Genomic DNA, 16,097 nt, shown 5'->3' on the forward strand with positions numbered 1-16,097 from the left:
GCGTACTCATCGAGTGCTCATCGCAATCTCGACCTACTTCCAACTCGCGAGGTACCTGACCGCACGGGGTATCCGTGCCGTTCTACGTCTTACGGTGTGGCCCCGGCCTCAATGACCACGGCTTTGCGCAGTTCCGCCGTGTCGAGTGCTCCGGCGGACCGAAGGGCCCGGGGAAACGCTCGGCGGCGGACCGCCTGGTCGAGGCAGACCACGGCAGGGTGCACGTAGGCACCCCGGCCGGGCAGCGTACCGCGAGGATCGGGGACGCATTCGTCCTCGATCGCCACGATGCGCAGCAGATCGCTCTTGGCCGCTCGCTCCCGACACCCCACACAGGTGCGTTCGGGGCATGCGCGGGCTTGCGTCCGGCCAGACACGCCTAAGTCTACCTCCCCGCACCGACCTCTCCCCCGACAAATGGCGGGCGAGTAATCGAACGGCTGTCGTGTTGTCTTGATCCGCTGCCTGCGCAGCGGCCGTACGGCACCGCCTGGGCGGCAGCCGTAAGCCTGTCTACCGTCCGGGTAGCCCCGGCCGGTACCGGTTTATTCCCCGTCCCGGTCCCGGTCCGCGTCCGGGGACGCCTCGGTGTCGGGACGGATGTCGATGCGCCAGCCGGTGAGACGCGCGGCGAGGCGGGCGTTCTGGCCCTCCTTGCCGATGGCCAGCGACAGCTGGTAGTCGGGCACGGTCACCCGGGCGGAGCGGGAGTCCCAGTCGACGACCTCGACCTTGCTCACCCGGGCGGGTGACAGCGCGTTCGCGACCATCTCCGCCGGGTCGTCCGACCAGTCGACGATGTCGATCTTCTCGCCGTGCAGCTCGGCCATCACGTTGCGCACCCGGCTGCCCATCGGGCCGATGCAGGCGCCCTTAGGGTTCAGGCCCGAGCGGGTGGACCGCACGGCGATCTTGGTGCGGTGACCGGCCTCACGTGCGATCGCCGAGATCTCGACGCTGCCGTCGGCGATCTCCGGGACCTCCAGCGAGAAGAGCTTCTTCACCAGGTTGGGGTGGGTGCGGGAGAGGGTCACGGACGGGCCGCGGACACCCTTCGCCACCCGCACGACGTACGCCTTCAGGCGCAGGCCGTGCGTGTACTCCTCACCGGGGACCTGCTCCTGCACCGGCAGGATGGCCTCCAGCTTGCCGATGTCGACGAGGACGTTCTTCGGGTCCTTGCCCTGCTGGACCACGCCGGTGATGACGTCGCCCTCACGGCCGGCGAACTCGCCGAAGGTCAGGTCGTCCTCGGCGTCGCGCAGACGCTGCAGGATCACCTGCTTGGCGGTCGTCGCGGCGATCCGGCCGAAGTCCGACGGGGTGTCGTCGAACTCCTTGGGCTCCTGGCCCTCTTCGAGATCCCTCGGGTCTTCCGTCGCCCACACGACCACGTGACCGTTGGTGCGGTCCAGCACGACGCGAGCGCGGCGGAAGCTCCCCTCGGTCCGGTGGTACGCGATGAGGAGGGCCGACTCGATCGCCTCGACGAGCAGGTCGAAGGAGATCTCCTTCTCCCGGACCAGACCCCGCAGGGCACTCATGTCGATGTCCACGGCTACGCCTCCTCTTCCTTCTTGTCCTTGCGGTTGAACTCGATCTCGACACGCGCCTTGGCGATGTCGGTGAAAGCAATGCGGCGGGCGGTCGCCTTGCGGCCCTTCACGCCCGGTACTTCGAGGTCCATGCCCTCGTCGTCGACGTCGAGGATGCGGGCGACCAGTTCCCCGGCAGCCTTGTCCCCCTCGGCGGACAGCTGGAACTTCACGAGACGGCCGATGGCCCGTACGTAGTGACGGTGCTCGGTCAGCGGGCGGTCGGCGCCCGGCGAGCTCACTTCGAGGACGTACTCGTCCTCACCCATCACATCGGTTTCGTCGAGCTTGTCGGAGACCTCGCGACTCAGCTCGGCACACGCGTCCAGTTCCACGCCCTCGTCGGAGTCCACGATGATCCGCAGCATCCGGCGCTTGCCCGCCCGCGACATCTCGATCTCTTCGAGGTCCAGGCCCCTGGCGGCGACGAGCGGCTCCAGCAGTCCGCGCAGCCTGTCGCTCTGGGTGGTGCTCATCCGGGTGACTCCTCGGCCGCGTGTGCTGTTGTGATTTCCGTCGTGTGTCAGGTCAAAGGGTATCCGGTGTCGGAGGGTGTTGCCGTCCGCCCTGTGGACGGGGCCCCGGGTACCGTGATCACACCCTGCCCCGCCATCACCACCGAGGACGTCGCCGTGCCCTGGACTCTGCCTTCGAGACCCTCGCGCCGGAGCCTGCTCGCCGGAGCCGCCGGCGCGGCCGGAGCCGCGCTCCTGACGGGGTGCTCCGACGACCGCCCGGCCGGCGGCGAACCCGGGATTCCACTCGAACGGCGGATGCGGGAGACGGCCGTTCGTGACAGTACGCGCCTGCTGGAACGTTACGACGCCACCGCCGCCGCCCATCCGGCCCTGGCCGCACGGCTGGCGCCGCTGCGCGCCGCCGTCGCCGCGCACTCCGCGGCCCTGGCCCTGACCCCGGCGGGCTCGCCGTCGCCCTCCGCGTCCCCCTCGGGTGGTACGGGGGCCGGCGCGCCCGCGGCGAGCGGCGAGCCCGTGCCCCCGAAGCCCGCCGACGCCCTGACCGCCCTCGCGGACGCCGAGCGGAGCCTGTCGGAGGCCCGGACCATCGACCTGGCCGGGGCCCCGGGGGAACTCGCCCGGATGCTGGCCTCGGTGGCCGCCTGCGGCGCCGTCCACGCGTACCTGCTGACCTCGACCCCCGGAGCCACGTCGTGAAGCCCGAACCCCCCGCCGCCGGCCGGGCCCTGGAGGCCGCCCAGGCCGCACTCGCCGCCGAGCACGCGGCCGCCTACGGCTACGGGGTGATCGGCGCCCGCAGCACCGGCGCCCGCGCGAACGAGGCCCGGGAGGCGTACGGCGCCCACCTCGCGCGCCGTGACGCGCTCGCCCGGACCGTACGGGAACTGGGCGGCGCGCCCCGGCCCGCGGAGGCGGCGTACGCCCTGCCGTTCGAGGTGCGCACCCAGGCGGAGGCCGAGCGGCTGGCCGCGGTGGTCGAGGACCGGGTGTCGGGCGCGTACTCCGATCTGGTGCGCGCGGCGGAGGGTCCGCTGCGCCGCGAGGCGGCCGACGCGCTGAGCGCCGCGGCCGTGCGCGCGGCACGCTGGCGCGGTGTCGGCGTAGCCTTCCCTGGGCTCGCGGAACGCGCTGACGAGGCGCAACGGGCCCAGCACAGCTGAAAGGGACCACGCACGCATGGCTTTCGAACCGCCGCAGCGGCTTGTACGGGCGCTCGGCGAGATGCCGGAAACGGCGCAGGACGAGGACTGGCTGGGGCAGTTGCCCCGACTCACCGAGGCCGCGCTGTCCCGGCGCGGGGTACGCGCGCAGCGCGTGCAGGCCCCGGGCGGCCGCAGCAGCCTGGTGGTCCTCGTCACGTACGCGGACGGGACCCCGGCCGCGCTGAAGCTGGCGCCGCCGCACGCCCGCCCCGACCGGGAACTGGCCGCGCTGGCGCACTGGGGCGGCTTCGGGGCCGTACGGATCCTCGACACCCGGCATCACGAGGACGACGGGGCGCTGCTCCTGGAGCGGCTGCACCCCGAGGTGTCGCTGCGGTCGCTGCCGGAGGCGAAGGCGCTGCTGGAGGCCGGCGGCACCCTGCGCAGGCTGTGGGTGGCCCCGCCGGCCGGGCACGTCTGGGAGACGGTGGCGGAGCGCACCGGGCAGCAGTCGGCGGCGCTGCGGGCGGCCCCGGCCGAGGTCCGGGCCCTGGCCGGCACGGCTCTGGCGATGCGTGAGGAACTGGTCGCGGCCCCGCCGGAGGAGCTGCTGCTGCACGGCAACTTCCGCCAGGGCAAGGTCCTCGCGGGCGAGCGGGCGCCGTGGCTGACGGTGGGCCCCGACCCGCTGGTCGGCGAGCGAGCGTACGACCTGGCGCGGCTGGTGCGGGACCGGCTGGAGGACCAGGTGGCCTCCTCGGCGGGGGCGGCGGGCGCGCGGCGCCGGGTGAACAAGCTGGCCGACGCACTGGAGGTGGACCGGGACCGGCTGCGGGGCTGGACGCTGTTCCGGGCGGTGGAGTCGGGGAACCGGGCCCTGGCCGCCGGACGGCGCCGGGACGCGGAGCTGCTGCTGGAGTTCGCGGCCTGGCTGTAGGGCATACCGTAGGTAGAAGGTGCGTCCGGCAGGGGGCCGTCATGGTCGAAGAACTGCTGACAGCGGCGATCGCCGCGGGTGTGGGCGTCATGGTCTACGTGGGCGCCGCGGCCCGGGTCGTGAAGCAGTACGAGCGGGGCTTGGTGTTCCGCTTCGGCAGGCTGCGCGAGGAGATACGGCCGCCCGGCTTCGCGATGGTCGTTCCGGTGATCGACCGGCTCCACAAGGTGAACATGCAGATCGTGACGCTGCCGGTGCCCGCGCAGGAGGGCATCACCCGGGACAACGTGACCGTGCGGGTGGACGCGGTCGTGTACTTCAAGGTCGTCGACCCGGCGAACGCGATCGTGGCGGTGGAGGACTACCGGTTCGCGGTCTCGCAGATGGCGCAGACCTCGCTCAGGTCGATCATCGGAAAGTCGGACCTGGACGATCTGCTGTCCAACCGGGAGATGCTGAACCAGGGCCTGGAGCTGATGATCGACAGCCCGGCGGTGGGCTGGGGCGTGCAGATCGACCGGGTCGAGATCAAGGACGTCTCCCTGCCGGAGACGATGAAGCGGTCGATGGCCCGGCAGGCGGAGGCGGACCGTGAGCGGCGCGCCCGTGTGATCAACGCCGACGCGGAACTCCAGGCCTCGCACAAGCTCGCCCAGGCGGCGGAGGTCATGTCGGAGCAGCCGGCAGCGCTTCAGCTGCGCCTGCTGCAGACGGTCGTGGCCGTCGCCGCCGAGAAGAACTCGACGCTGGTCCTGCCGTTTCCGGTGGAGCTGCTCCGCTTCCTGGAACGCGCGGCCCCTTCGCCTCCGGCGTCGGCCGCGCCCCGAGAACCGGCCCCGGCCGGCCCGGCTTCCGAAGGCCCCGGGCCGGTCGGGGTCGCCGACGCGCTCGACGAAGCCGAGGCTCCGGAGGCGCTCGGCGGCCCGGCGGACGGTCTGATCCTGGACGCGCCACCGCCGGAGCACGAGCCTGACGGGCCGCGCGACTAGCCGCCCCCAGGGCTCCGCCCGCACCCCGGTCCTCAAACGCCGGACGGGATGAATTGCTCGGCCTCGGCCAAAATTCAGGCCCGCCGGCGTTTGAGGCGCGGGGTGCGGGGCGGAGCCCCGGTCTTTCGGCTTCGCCGGCGTCCGCGCGGTCAGCGCGTCAGGCGGGACAGGGCTTCGGCCAGGGGGAGTTCCTCGCGGGTGCCCGAGGCGCGGTCCTGGAGTTCGACCACCGACTCCGCGGAGCGCCGGCCCGCCACGAGGATCCACGGCACGCCGATCAGTTCCGCGTCCGTCAGCTTCACCCCCGGGGACAGCCCGGGCCGGTCGTCCAGCAGGACCCGGAGGCCGGAGCCCGCCAGGGCCGTCGCCGCCTCCTCCGCCAGGGCCAGCGGCACCGCCTTGCCCGCCGCCACCACGTGGACGTCGGCCGGGGCCACCGCCGCCGGCCAGCACAGCCCCCGCTCGTCCGCCGTCTGCTCGGCCAGCGCCGCCACCGCCCGCGAGACGCCGATGCCGTAGGAGCCCATGGTGACGCGGACCGGCTTGCCCTCCTTGCCGAGGACGTCGAGGCCGAAGGCGTCCGCGTACTTGCGGCCCAGCTGGAAGATGTGGCCGATCTCGATGGCCCGGTCAAGTCGCAGTCCGGCGCCGCAGTTCGGGCAGGGGTCGCCGGGTTCCACGACCACCACGTCGAGGTACTGGTCCACCTCGAAGTCGCGGCCGCACACCACGTTCCGGGCGTGGGTGTCCGCCCGGTTGGCCCCGGTCACCCAGGCCGTGCCGGGCGCGACCCGCGGGTCGGCCAGGTAGCGGACCTTGTCCAGGCCCTGCGGGCCCACGTAGCCGCGCACGAGGTCGGGCCGGTCCGTGAAGTCCTCGGCCGTGACCAGTTCGACCACCGCCGGGGCCAGGTGCTCGCCCAGCTTGCCGAGGTCCACCTCGCGGTCCCCCGGCACGCCCACGGCCACGATCTCGCCGTCCACCTTGACGAGGAGGTTCTTCAGCGTCGCGGAGGCGGGGACGCCCAGGTGCGCCGCGAGGGTCTCGATGGTCGGGGTGTCCGGGGTGTCCACCTCCTCCGGTGCCGGGTGCTCGGCGGACACGGGGGTCAGGGCGAAGGTCACGGCCTCCGTGTTCGCCGCGTAGTCGCAGGAGGGGCAGTCCACGAAGGTGTCCTCGCCGGCCCCGGCCGGGGCCAGGAACTCCTCCGACGCCGAGCCGCCCATCGCACCCGACACCGCCGACACGATCCGGTGGTCGAGGCCGAGCCGCTCGAAGATGCGGACGTACGCCTCGCGGTGGAGCCGGTAGGACTCCTCCAGCCCCTCGTCGGACACGTCGAAGGAGTACGAGTCCTTCATCTGGAACTCGCGCCCGCGCAGCACGCCGGACCGGGGCCGCGCCTCGTCTCGGTACTTGGTCTGGATCTGGTAAAGCATGACCGGCAGGTCCTTGTACGAGGTGCACTGGTCCTTCACGACCAGGGTGAAGATCTCCTCGTGCGTCGGGCCGAGCAGATAGTCCGCGCCCTTGCGGTCCTTGAGCCGGAAGAGCAGGTCGCCGTACTCCGACCAGCGCCCGCTGACCTCGTACGGCTCCTTCGGCAGCAGGGCCGGGAGCAGCACCTCCTGGGCCCCGATGGCGTCCATCTCCTCGCGGACGATGCGCGAGACGTTGTCGAGGACCCGCTTGCCGAGCGGCAGCCATGTCCACACCCCGGCCGAGCTGCGCCGGACGTATCCGGCGCGGACCAGGAGCCGGTGGCTGAGGGTTTCGGCGTCGGCCGGGTCCTCGCGGAGGGTCTTGGCCATGAGGCGGGACATGCGCTGCACGTGTTGCGTAGACATGCCGGGAGGTTACCGGGGCCCGAGCGGGCCCCGGTAATCAATTCAGTGCCTGCTCAGCGGCAGTGTGGCGCCCATGACGGCGTACGGGAGGCTCGCGCTCGGGAAGTGGACCTGGCGGGCGAGGTCGGTGTAGCCGAGGGCCCGGTAGAGCCCGCGGGCGGGGCTCTCGGTGTCGATGGCGGAGAGGATCGACCGGGGCTCGGCGGCGCCGTCGGTGATCCGGGTGATCAGCTCGCGGCCCACTCCGTGGCCCTGGAAGCCGGGGTGGACGTGCAGTTCGGTGATCACGAAGGAGTCGTCGAGCCAGCCCTCGAGCCCGCCGGCCCGCAGGTAGGGCTCGACGATCGTGGACCACCAGTGGGAGCGGTCGTTGGGCATCCCGTACACGAACCCGGTGAGGGCCCCGTCCTCGGCGAACGCCCCGAGGGCGCGGGCGCCGCGGCAGGTCATGTGGCGCTGGACGATGTAGCGCCGGATGCCGACCTCCTCCTCGCTGAGGCCGAAGGCGACGGCCTGCACGCGCAGGGCCTCGTCCACGCGGGCGGCGAGGTCGAGGGGGCCGATGCGGAGTCCGGAAGGCAGCATGCGGCGACCTTACTTCGCGGTAGGGGCGTGCCGGAATGCCACTGGCGGGGTCCGGTGCCCGCCTTTGGGATCAGGACGGCCTGGACCCGGCGCCGCCTTCGCAACGGCGCGCTTTCAGAAGAGCACGCTCATGAAGGCGCCGACCTCGCGGAAGCCCACGCGCCGGTAGGACGCGCGTGCGGCGGTGTTGAAGTCGTTCACGTAGAGGCTGACGACGGGGGCGACGTCCCGCAGCGCGTAGGCGACGACGGCGGCCATTCCGGTCTCCGAGTGCCCGCGGCCGCGGAACTCGGGGGCCACCCACACGCCCTGGATCTGGCAGGCGCGCGGGGTGGCGGCGCCGATCTCCGCCTTGAAGACGACCTTGCCGTCCTCGACGTGGGCGAAGGAGCGGCCGCCGGCGACGAGCTCGGCGACGCGGGCCTGGTAGAGCAGCCCGCCGTCCCCGGCCATCGGCGAGACGCCGACCTCCTCGGTGAACATGGCCACGCAGGCGGGCATGATCAGGTCCATCTCGTCCTTGCGGATCCGGCGGACCTGAGGGTCGGCCTCGACCGTGGTGGACGGGCGCTCGATGACCATGAGCGGCTGGTGGGAGCGGACCTCGCGGGCCGGACCCCAGCTGGGCTCCAGGAGCTGCCACAGCAGCCGGGTGGCCTCGGCGGGGCCGACGATGGAGGAGCAGCGGCGGCCGGTGCGGCGGGCGCGGTCGGCGAAGGCGCGTACGGCGTCGGGCTCGGCGCAGACGGGGACGAGGTTGGCGCCCGCGTAACAGAGCGACCGGAGCTCGCCGTCGGCGTACCAGCCCCACATCTCGCCGCCCAGGCGCCACGGGTCGAGCCCGGCGACCTGGACCCGGGAAGTGACGAAGGCGTTATCGACCGGCTCGCGTCCGAGGATGTCGAGCGCGGCGTCGAGATCACTGGGCTCAAGGACCCGGGTGGTGGTCTGCGTCAACACTGGGGCCTCACCATGCAAGTCTGCTGATCTCCGCACTGTACCCGGCGATGCCTGGCGATGCCGCGTCGCAGGTCACGAAAAAGCCCCGGCCCCGCCCGCGAACTGCGGGAACGGGGCCGGGGCGGCACCTCGGGGGTGCTCAGACTCCGATCGCGACGGTGGGCTCGCCGCTCGCCACGCCGTCCTTCTCCATCTGCTCGGCGATCTTCATCGCCTCTTCGATGAGGGTCTCCACGATCTTGGACTCGGGGACGGTCTTGATGACCTCGCCCTTGACGAAGATCTGTCCCTTGCCGTTGCCGGAGGCGACACCGAGGTCGGCCTCGCGGGCCTCGCCGGGGCCGTTGACGACGCAGCCCATGACGGCGACGCGCAGCGGAACCTCCATGCCCTCCAGGCCCGCGGTGACCTCTTCGGCGAGCTTGTAGACGTCGACCTGGGCGCGTCCGCAGGACGGGCAGGAGACGATCTCCAGGCGGCGGGGCTTGAGGTTGAGGGACTCCAGGATCTGGATGCCGACCTTGATCTCCTCGACCGGCGGGGCGGAGAGGGAGACGCGGATGGTGTCGCCGATGCCCTCGGAGAGCAGCGCGCCGAAGGCGACGGCGGACTTGATGGTGCCCTGGAAGGCGGGACCGGCCTCGGTGACGCCCAGGTGCAGCGGGTAGTCGCAGGCCGCGGCCAGCTGCCGGTAGGCGTTGACCATGACGACCGGGTCGTTGTGCTTGACCGAGATCTTGATGTCGCTGAAGCCGTGCTCCTCGAAGAGGGACGCCTCCCAGAGCGCGGACTCGACCAGCGCCTCGGGGGTGGCCTTGCCGTACTTCTTCAGCAGCCGGGCGTCGAGGGAGCCAGCGTTGACGCCGATCCGGATCGGGGTGCCCGCGTCCTTCGCGGCCCGCGCGATCTCCTTGACCTTGTCGTCGAACTGCTTGATGTTGCCCGGGTTCACGCGGACGGCGGCGCAGCCGGCGTCGATCGCGGCGAACACGTACTTGGGCTGGAAGTGGATGTCGGCGATCACCGGGATCTGCGACTTCTTCGCGATCACCGCGAGCGCGTCGGCGTCGTCCTGGGTCGGGCAGGCCACCCGGACGATGTTGCAGCCGGAAGCGGTCAGCTCGGCGATCTGCTGGAGCGTCGCGCCGATGTCGGAGGTACGGGTGGTGGTCATCGACTGCACCGACACGGGCGCGTCGCCACCGACGGCCACGGAACCGACCTGGATCTTGCGGCTGACCCTGCGGTCGGCAAGCTTCGTCGGCACGGCCGGCATTCCGAGAGAGATGGCAGTCATCTGCTGTGCAACCCCAAGGTGTGGATCAAGGTCCCGAATTCGGCGGGCTCCAGCCTTCGAGATTACGCCAACCACGGCGCGCCCCGTGCATCCGAGGGGGTGCGCCACCCGAACGTAGGGAGCCGGGCACGATGCGTGCCCGGCTCCTCACGATCCGGGGCAAAGCCCCGCGGGGACTAGGTGATCTTGATGGGGTTCACCACGTCCGCGACCATCACCAGCAGGGTGAAACAGATGAACAGGCCCGCGACCACGTACGCGACGGGCATCAGCTTCGCCACGTCGAAGGGGCCGGGGTCGGGGCGCCGGAAGACCCGCGCCACGCCCCGTCGGACCGACTCCCACAGGGCGCCGGCGATGTGCCCGCCGTCGAGCGGGAGCAGCGGCAGCATGTTGAAGAGGAACAGCGAGAGGTTGAAGCCAGCCAGCAGGTTGAGGAAGAACACCAGCTGGTGCTGGGCGGGGATGTCGAGGGTGAAGATCTCACCGCTGACCCGCGCCGCGCCGACGACGCCCATCGGGCTGTCCTGCTTGCGCTCGGCCCCGTTGAAGGCCGCGTTCCACAGGTCCGGGACCTTGGACGGCAGCTGGACCAGCGACTGCACGCCGGCCTCCATCATCTCGCCCATGCGGTCGACGGACTGGCCGAAGGACTGCGGGACGTAGCCGGAGGCGGGGGCGAAGCCGAGGAAGCCGGCGGTGACGTACTGGTCCTTGACGTACCGGCCGTTGCCGTCGGTCTTGGCCACCTTGTTCTCGATCAGGTTCGCCGTGAGGTCGGTGCGCGCGCCGGCCCGCTCCACCGTGATCGTGGCGGGGCCGACGGTGGCGCGGATGTCCTTCTGCAGGGCGGACCAGTCGTGGACCGGGCGGCCGTTGAAGGCGACGATCTTGTCGCCCGCCTTCAGGCCCGCGGCCTTGGCGGGGGCGGCCGGGTCCCCGGGGGCGCACTTGTCGCGCTTCTCGCTCTGCTGGATGACGCAGTCCGAGACGGTGGCGACCGAGGTGGTCTGGGTGTTCAGCCCGAAGGTCATCAGCGTGGTGAGGAAGATCGCCACGGCCAGGACCAGGTTCATGAACGGGCCGGCGAACATCACGATCACGCGCTTCCACGGCTTGCGCGTGTAGAAGAGCCGGCTCTCGTCCCCGGGCTGGAGCTCCTCGTACGCGGCGGAGCGCGCGTCCTCGATCATCGACCGGAACGGCGAGGTGGAGCGGGCGGTGACCTTGCCGTCCTCGCCGGGCGGGAACATCCCGATCATGCGGATGTAGCCGCCCATGGGGATGGCCTTGATCCCGTACTCGGTCTCGCCCTTCCGCCGCGACCAGATGGTCGGGCCGAAGCCCACCATGTACTGCGGCACGCGGATGCCGAACAGCTTGGCCGTGGAGAGGTGCCCCAGCTCGTGCCAGGCGATCGAGACCAGCAGGCCGACCGCGAAGACCACGACCCCGAGCACCGTCATCAGTAGTGTCATGCGCGCGCCTCCACGGCGGCCCGAGCCGCCATCTCCCGCGCCCGGGCCCTCGCCCAGGCCTCCGCTTCAAGGACGTCCTGGACGGTCAGGGAAGTTCCCGACTCCGGTGTCCCGTGCTCATCGACCACGGCAGAGACGGTATCCATGATTGCTGTGAACGGCAGCCGGCCGGCCAGGAACGCCTCCACGCACTCCTCGTTGGCCGCGTTGAACACGGCCGGGGCGGTGCCGCCGAGGGCGCCCACGTGCCGGGCCAGGCCCACCGCGGGGAAGGCCTCGGTGTCCAGGGGGAAGAACTCCCAGGTGGAGGCCTTGGTCCAGTCGAAGGCGGGAGCCGCGTCCGGGATCCGCTGCGGCCAGCCGAGGCCGATCGCGATGGGGCCGCGCATGTCCGGCGGGGTGGCCTGGGCGAGGGTGGAGCCGTCCGTGAACTCCACCATCGAGTGCACGTAGGACTGCGGATGGACCACGACCTCGATGCGGTCGAAGGGGATGTCGTAGAGCAGGTGCGCCTCGATGACCTCCAGCCCCTTGTTGACCAGGGTGGCGCTGTTGACCGTGATCACCGGACCCATGGCCCAGGTGGGGTGCGCGAGGGCGTCCTTGACGGTGACGTGTCCCAGCTCGGCGCGGGTGCGGCTGCGGAAGGGCCCGCCGGAGGCGGTGACCACGAGCTTGCGGACGTCGGCCCGGGTGCCCGCGGCGAGCGCCTGGAAGAGCGCCGCGTGCTCGGAGTCCACCGGGATGATCTGGCCGGGCTTCGCGAGGGCCTTGACCAGCGGGCCGCCGACGATCAGCGACTCCTTGTTGGCCAGGGCCAGGGTGCGGCCGGCGCGCAGGGCCGCGAGGGTCGGCGCGAGGCCGATGGAACCGGTGATGCCGTTGAGGACGGTGTGGCACTCGGAGGCGGCGAGCTCGGTCGCGGCGTCCGGACCGGCCAGGATCTCCGGCAGCGCCTCGGCCGGGCCGTACTGGGCGCTCAGCGCCTCTTTCAGGGCCGGTACGACGCCCTCGCGCGCGACGGCCACCTTCTGGACGCGCAGCAGCCGGGCCTGCTCGGCCAGCAGGCCGACCCGTCCGCCGGCGGCGGACAGTGCGGTGACCCGGAACCGGTCCGGGTTGCGCAGGGCGAGGTCGATGGCCTGGGTGCCGATGGACCCGGTCGACCCGAGGATGACGATGTCCCGGAGGCCGGCCGCGGGATCGAAGAGGAGGTGCGGATCGGCGAGGGGGGCTGGGCGGTCGCTCATGCCCCCATTGTTGCCGCAAGTCAGGAGCGGCCCGACACGGAGCCCCCTTCAGTGACCCGGAGCAGCAGGTGCGGGAGGGTTCCGGCGAAGTCCGGGAGGGTGCGGGCCACGCGCCACCAGGCGTCCGGGTCCTCGCCGAGGGCCGCGGCGAACAGCCGGTCCGCCTCGGCGTGGGCGGCGAGGACGGCCTCCGGGTGGTCGTGCCGGTCGGGATGGTCCACGTCGCCGAGCCAGTGGTCCTCGTCGAGGGCCCAGCAGGCCGGCAGCTTGTGCCGGATCACGTCGATGCCGGTGAGCAGGCCGCGGTCGAGGCAGTCGCGCACCCAGCGGATGTCCTCCTCGACGCTCTCCATCGGCACGGCGAGGCTCGCCAGCGCCAGCTCGCGCTCCACGTCCCCGTAGGGCTCGGCGGCCGTCGAGGCCAGGTGGCGCACCGCCCGGGTGAGGTCGGGGCCCGGCTCCCGGCCGCCGGCCGGGTCGGGCAGGGTTCCGTCGGCCACGCCGGCCACCAGTTCGGGCAGCGTGCCCGGGTGGCCGACGGCGTGCCGGAGCAGCTCCGCCCACAGGCGCGGGTCGTCCCCCAGCGGGCGCAGGGCCCGCGTCACGGCCGTCTGCATGCCGGCCTGTTCGGGCAGGGTCCAGCGCAGGGAGCGGAGGGCGGGGAGGTGGCCGAGGAGCAGGGTGTGGCGTGCGGGGGCGACGTGGGCGACGAGTTCCTCGTGCGTGACCCGTCCCATCCGCACGGCGCGGACGGCGGGCCGGTGCCAGGAGCGCTCGTCCGCCGCCCCGGTGGCGAGCAGCCCGCGGACGGTCTCCCGGGGCAGGTCCTCGACGAGCAGCAGGGCCTCGACGGAGCCGGTGGGCAGCGGCCGGCGGAGGTGCTCGGCGAGCAGCAGTTCCGGGTCCGGCCTGTGGCGGAGCGCCAGGACGTCCAGCGGGACCCGGGGCCCGCGCCGGCCGTGCCGGCGCAACAGGCCGATCAGCTCGGGCGCGGTGAGCGGCTCCCCGCCGGGGTCCCGGCCGAGTTCCGCGCGGAGCACCGGCAGGAGTTCCGGCGGGGTCCGGCGGCGGGCGTACCGGGCGGGCCCGGGCAGGCCGGGCAGCGGCCGGCCCACGACGCGGGGGTTGCGGGCGATGTAGGTCCGGTCGGCCGCGCCTCCGTGGCGCAGCAGCAGCGTGACGGTCGAGGCCGCCAGCCATTCGTCCCGGCACAGGTACTTGAGGGCGGGCTCGTCGAGCCTGCCGATCATGTCGGTGACGACGTGGTCCGGTGCGTGGCGCAGCAGGTGCGCCACGCACCAGGCCAGCCGTCGGCTGGTGCGGTCTTCCTCGGCCGTCGGCATCGTTCTCGTCCGCCTCGCGCTGTGCTCGTACGCGTACCAGTACTCGTACTCATCCTCGTACGTCTGTCCGACGTTCGGCGATGATCGCAGGTCAGCGGATGGGGCGGTGCACGTTTTTCTGAGTGGAGGGTCCGGGGCCGGCGTCCGCGATCCAGGGGCCGTCCCCGGAGGAGTCGAGGACTCCCTCCTCGAGCCAGGCGTAGGTGCCGGACAGCACCCCCGCGACGACCTTGCGGTCGAGGTCGTCGGTGTTGGCCCAGAGCCGGCCGAAGAGTTCCTCGACGCGCAGCCGGGACTGCTCGCAGAAGGCGTCGGCCAGCTGGTACGCCTCGCGGCCGTGCTCGCCCGAGGCGCGCAGGTGCTCGGCGCGCACGCAGGCCGCGCTCATGGCGAAGAGCTCGGCACCGATGTCGACGATCCGGCCGAGGAAGCCCTGCTTGGTCTCCATGCGGCCCTGCCAGCGGGACATGGCGTAGAAGGTGGACCGGGCGAGTTTGCGGGCGCTGCGTTCCACGTAGCGCAGGTGGGTGGCGAGGTCGGGGTGGCCGCTCGGGTGGAAGGCCCGGTAGGTGCCGGGGACCTGGCCGGGGCCGGTGGCCAGCTTGGGCAGCCAGCGGGCGTAGAACCCGGCTGCGCGGGCGCCCGCCTTCGCCTTGTCGCCGAGTGCCTTGTCGGGGTCGATGAGGTCTCCGGCCACCGAGAGGTGGGCGTCCACGGCCTCACGGGCGATCAGCAGGTGCATGATCTCCGTCGAGCCCTCGAAGATCCGGTTGATGCGCAGGTCGCGGAGCATCTGCTCGGCCGGGACGGCGCGCTCGCCGCGGGCGGCCAGCGACTCGGCGGTCTCGAAGCCGCGCCCGCCGCGGATCTGGACCAGCTCGTCGGCCATCAGGCAGGCCATCTCGGAGCCGTAGAGCTTGGCGAGGGCGGCCTCGATGCGGATGTCGTTGCGGTCCTCGTCGGCCATCTGGGAGGCGAGGTCCACGACCGCTTCGAGGGCGAAGGTGGTGGCGGCGATGAAGGAGATCTTGGCGCCGACCGCCTCGTGCTTCGCTACGGGCCGGCCCCACTGCTCGCGCACGCCGGACCATTCGCGGGCGATCTTCAGGCACCACTTCCCGGCGCCGACGCACATGGCGGGCAGCGACAGCCGTCCGGTGTTGAGGGTGGTGAGGGCGATCTTGAGGCCGGCGCCCTCGGCGCCGATGCGCTGGGCGGCCGGGACCCGTACCCGGTGGAAGCGGGTGACGCCGTTCTCCAGGCCGCGCAGGCCCATGAAGGCGTTGCGGTGCTCGACGGTGATGCCCGGCGAGTCGGCCTCCACGACGAAGGCGGTGATCCCGCCGCGGTGGTTCTCCGACTTCGGGACGCGGGCCATGACCACGAGGAGGTCCGCGACGACCCCGTTGGTGGTCCACAGCTTCACCCCGTCGAGGACGTACGCGTCTTCCCCGTCCGGGACCGCCGTGGTGGCCAGCCGCGCCGGGTCGGAGCCGACGTCCGGCTCGGTGAGCAGGAAGGCGCTGATGGCGGTGGTGGCGCAGCGCGGCAGGTAGGCGTCCTTCTGCTCCTGCGTGCCGAACATCTTCAGCGGCTGCGGTACGCCGATCGACTGGTGGGCGGAGAGCAGGGCGCCGATGGCCGGGCTGACCGAGCCGACGAGGGCGAGCGCCTTGTTGTAGTAGACCTGGGTGAGGCCCAGCCCCCCGTACTTGGGGTCGATCTTCATGCCGAGCGCGCCGAGCTCCTTGAGCCCGCGCACGGTCTCGTCGGGGATCCTCGCCTCGCGCTCGATGCGGGCGGCGATGCCTTCGGTGAGCTGGGCCTCACAGAAGGCCCGCAGCCGGGCCAGGAAGGCCTCGCCGCGCCGGACGTCCTCGTCGGCGGGCTGGGGGTGGGGATGGATCAGGTCGAGCCGGAACCGCCCGAGGAAGAGTTCCTTGGCGAAACTGGGTTTGCGCCAGTCCTGTTCCCGGGCCGCTTCCGCGACCTGACGTGCCTCGCGCTCGGTCACCTTGGGCTGCGTGCCGCTGGGCTGTACGGGCTGTGCGGGCTGTGTTGCGGACATGAGGGGACTCACCTCGCCGCCGGAGTCGGGGGGTTCACCGGATTGCCAGCCGGTGCTACCTGTGAGTCGTACCCAATGTGAGCGGGATGGAAAAGGGGGACGGCCGGAGCCCCCGCACAGTGGGCTC

Annotated in this window: 15 protein-coding genes; 4 read left to right on the forward strand and 11 right to left on the reverse strand. The window is 72.1% G+C overall.

Annotated elements, in window-relative coordinates; translation table 11 throughout:
- Positions 1-89: 89 nt before the first annotated feature.
- The 3 genes from RIU97_RS11650 to rimP all read right to left on the reverse strand — a co-directional run bounded on the left by RIU97_RS11650 (position 90) and on the right by rimP (position 2,071).
- Positions 90-377: a YlxR family protein gene (locus RIU97_RS11650; RefSeq protein ID WP_361766190.1), complete on the reverse strand. Its 288-nt coding sequence runs from the start codon at positions 375-377 to the stop codon at positions 90-92.
- A gap of 168 nt (positions 378-545) precedes the next feature.
- Positions 546-1,556 carry a transcription termination factor NusA gene (nusA, locus tag RIU97_RS11655; protein WP_327737706.1) on the reverse strand — a complete coding sequence of 337 codons (1,011 nt, stop codon included), beginning with the start codon at positions 1,554-1,556 and terminating at the stop codon, positions 546-548.
- Positions 1,557-1,558: 2 nt separating this feature from the next.
- A complete protein-coding gene (gene rimP, locus RIU97_RS11660; RefSeq protein ID WP_404955913.1) occupies positions 1,559-2,071 on the reverse strand; it encodes a ribosome maturation factor RimP in 513 nt (170 codons plus the stop codon).
- A gap of 114 nt (positions 2,072-2,185) precedes the next feature.
- On the opposite strand from rimP, the gene RIU97_RS11665 reads away from it, so the two are divergent.
- Genes RIU97_RS11665 through RIU97_RS11680 form a run of 4 tightly spaced genes read left to right on the forward strand, consistent with a single transcriptional unit; the run spans position 2,186 to position 5,142 of the window.
- Positions 2,186-2,770, forward strand: coding sequence for a hypothetical protein (locus RIU97_RS11665; protein ID WP_404955915.1), 585 nt, complete (start codon positions 2,186-2,188; stop codon positions 2,768-2,770).
- Complete coding sequence (locus RIU97_RS11670) at positions 2,767-3,234, forward strand: ferritin-like domain-containing protein (protein ID WP_404955917.1); 468 nt, start codon at positions 2,767-2,769, stop codon at positions 3,232-3,234. The genes RIU97_RS11665 and RIU97_RS11670 overlap by 4 nt, the downstream gene beginning before the upstream one ends.
- Before the next feature lie 16 nt (positions 3,235-3,250).
- Positions 3,251-4,153 (forward strand): aminoglycoside phosphotransferase family protein, encoded by a 903-nt coding sequence (locus tag RIU97_RS11675; RefSeq protein WP_404955920.1) that lies wholly within the window; start codon positions 3,251-3,253, stop codon positions 4,151-4,153.
- Positions 4,154-4,194: 41 nt separating this feature from the next.
- Entirely contained in the window at positions 4,195-5,142 is a 948-nt protein-coding gene (locus RIU97_RS11680) for a slipin family protein (RefSeq protein WP_404955922.1), read from the forward strand.
- A 149-nt stretch (positions 5,143-5,291) separates the two neighbouring features.
- On the opposite strand, the gene RIU97_RS11685 is transcribed toward RIU97_RS11680, so the two are convergent.
- The 8 genes from RIU97_RS11685 to RIU97_RS11720 all read right to left on the reverse strand — a co-directional run bounded on the left by RIU97_RS11685 (position 5,292) and on the right by RIU97_RS11720 (position 15,970).
- Positions 5,292-6,989, reverse strand: a complete 1,698-nt coding sequence (locus tag RIU97_RS11685) for a proline--tRNA ligase (protein WP_404955924.1) — start codon at positions 6,987-6,989, stop codon at positions 5,292-5,294.
- A gap of 42 nt (positions 6,990-7,031) precedes the next feature.
- Positions 7,032-7,574, reverse strand: a complete 543-nt coding sequence (locus RIU97_RS11690; protein ID WP_404955926.1) for a GNAT family N-acetyltransferase — start codon at positions 7,572-7,574, stop codon at positions 7,032-7,034.
- 114 nt (positions 7,575-7,688) lie between these two features.
- A complete protein-coding gene (locus RIU97_RS11695) occupies positions 7,689-8,534 on the reverse strand; it encodes a GNAT family N-acetyltransferase (protein ID WP_404955928.1) in 846 nt (281 codons plus the stop codon).
- A 139-nt stretch (positions 8,535-8,673) separates the two neighbouring features.
- A complete protein-coding gene (gene ispG, locus RIU97_RS11700) occupies positions 8,674-9,831 on the reverse strand; it encodes a flavodoxin-dependent (E)-4-hydroxy-3-methylbut-2-enyl-diphosphate synthase (protein ID WP_319726709.1) in 1,158 nt (385 codons plus the stop codon).
- Between the two features lie 176 nt (positions 9,832-10,007).
- Positions 10,008-11,309, reverse strand: coding sequence for a M50 family metallopeptidase (locus tag RIU97_RS11705; protein ID WP_404955931.1), 1,302 nt, complete (start codon positions 11,307-11,309; stop codon positions 10,008-10,010).
- A complete protein-coding gene (dxr, locus tag RIU97_RS11710; RefSeq protein WP_404955933.1) occupies positions 11,306-12,559 on the reverse strand; it encodes a 1-deoxy-D-xylulose-5-phosphate reductoisomerase in 1,254 nt (417 codons plus the stop codon). The genes RIU97_RS11705 and dxr overlap by 4 nt, the downstream gene beginning before the upstream one ends.
- A gap of 20 nt (positions 12,560-12,579) precedes the next feature.
- Positions 12,580-13,902: a hypothetical protein gene (locus tag RIU97_RS11715; protein WP_404955935.1), complete on the reverse strand. Its 1,323-nt coding sequence runs from the start codon at positions 13,900-13,902 to the stop codon at positions 12,580-12,582.
- Between the two features lie 91 nt (positions 13,903-13,993).
- Positions 13,994-15,970, reverse strand: a complete 1,977-nt coding sequence (locus tag RIU97_RS11720; protein WP_404955936.1) for an acyl-CoA dehydrogenase family protein — start codon at positions 15,968-15,970, stop codon at positions 13,994-13,996.
- Between the last annotated feature and the right edge of the window lie 127 nt (positions 15,971-16,097).

This window comes from Streptomyces sp. 147326, assembly GCF_045000215.1.
Classification (GTDB): Bacteria; Actinomycetota; Actinomycetes; order Streptomycetales; family Streptomycetaceae; genus Streptomyces.

Coding starts and splice junctions, on each gene's coding strand:
- RIU97_RS11690 (WP_404955926.1), bottom strand. CDS start 7,574: ATGCTGCCTTCCGGACTCCGCATCGGCCCCCTCGACCTCGCCGCCCGC.
- RIU97_RS11685 (WP_404955924.1), bottom strand. CDS start 6,989: ATGTCTACGCAACACGTGCAGCGCATGTCCCGCCTCATGGCCAAGACC.
- rimP (WP_404955913.1), bottom strand. CDS start 2,071: ATGAGCACCACCCAGAGCGACAGGCTGCGCGGACTGCTGGAGCCGCTC.
- ispG (WP_319726709.1), bottom strand. CDS start 9,831: ATGACTGCCATCTCTCTCGGAATGCCGGCCGTGCCGACGAAGCTTGCC.
- RIU97_RS11720 (WP_404955936.1), bottom strand. CDS start 15,970: ATGTCCGCAACACAGCCCGCACAGCCCGTACAGCCCAGCGGCACGCAG.
- RIU97_RS11675 (WP_404955920.1), top strand. CDS start 3,251: ATGGCTTTCGAACCGCCGCAGCGGCTTGTACGGGCGCTCGGCGAGATG.
- RIU97_RS11680 (WP_404955922.1), top strand. CDS start 4,195: ATGGTCGAAGAACTGCTGACAGCGGCGATCGCCGCGGGTGTGGGCGTC.
- RIU97_RS11715 (WP_404955935.1), bottom strand. CDS start 13,902: ATGCCGACGGCCGAGGAAGACCGCACCAGCCGACGGCTGGCCTGGTGC.
- dxr (WP_404955933.1), bottom strand. CDS start 12,559: ATGAGCGACCGCCCAGCCCCCCTCGCCGATCCGCACCTCCTCTTCGAT.
- RIU97_RS11705 (WP_404955931.1), bottom strand. CDS start 11,309: ATGACACTACTGATGACGGTGCTCGGGGTCGTGGTCTTCGCGGTCGGC.